We start from the raw sequence: 838 nt of genomic DNA, 5'->3' as shown, positions 1-838 counted from the left end.
CCCGGGCCCTACTGGAGAAGTACGGCGTCGACATCAACGATGCGGCCAACGGGATACCTCTTGGGCACCCCCGCCCCCACAACTTCACTCACCGCAAGGACTTCCTGCTCCGTCTCAACTCACACCTCACCGACCTGACGGAAACCATGACGGAAGCCGGGTACGGCGCGCGTGCCATTCGCAGTGCGCTGCGCCGGGAACTACGCTCCATCGGACAACAGGTGGAACGGGAACTGGCAGGAGGACAGCCAGGGCCAGGAGCGGTGTGGACAGGGTAGAGGGCCAGTCCGCTCCCGACACGACGACGAACACGAATGGTGACGCGATGACCGAGACGCCGGAGAAGAGCCCGGCGGTATACCGGCTCCTGCCGAAGCTGGCTGAATATCAGCAGCTCACTCCGAACAGCTGGGACCTGCGCCAGCTCAAGCGCTGGCAACGGCTGGGAGCCGAGGAGGACCGGCCCGTCCAGTTCCGAGCCGAATGGGCCGGGGAGCGGAACTGGCCCAAGGGGGATTTCCCCTCGGGCTATCCAGGAGCGCCCATTCTCAGCCGACGCCTCATCGACCGATTCGGAGTTGATGCGCTACGAACAGCCGGCCCTCTGCTACCTGTTGACATCGAGGGCGCGAAAGGGGATGAGTATCATCTCCTCCTCGTCGAGCAGGTGGTCGACTGCCTGGACCTGCGAAGGTCCTCCAAACCCAAGAAGCTGAACGGCGAAGTCAAGAACGCGGTGTACCGCACGGACGCCCTCCCCGCACACCTCCCGGCATTCCGCTTGCCCCAGTTCGCCGGCGCTGTGCAGTGGAACGGCTGGGCGGCCGAACGGCTCGTC

At 65.0% G+C, this 838-nt stretch carries 2 protein-coding genes; both read left to right on the top strand.

The window, feature by feature from the left end; translation table 11 throughout:
* The coding region (locus LPA54_RS33390; protein ID WP_228984472.1) for an AHH domain-containing protein at positions 1 to 278 on the top strand (278 nt) is incomplete at its 5' end.
* Positions 266 to 838: hypothetical protein (locus LPA54_RS33385; protein ID WP_228984471.1), on the top strand; the 573-nt coding region annotated here is incomplete at its 3' end. The genes LPA54_RS33390 and LPA54_RS33385, both read left to right, overlap by 13 nt.

It is taken from the genome of Streptomyces sp. DH12 (assembly GCF_020873895.1).
Taxonomy (GTDB): domain Bacteria; phylum Actinomycetota; class Actinomycetes; order Streptomycetales; family Streptomycetaceae; genus Streptomyces.
Note: the sequence above shows the minus strand (reverse complement) of the source record. Positions and strands in the feature narration are given on the sequence as shown.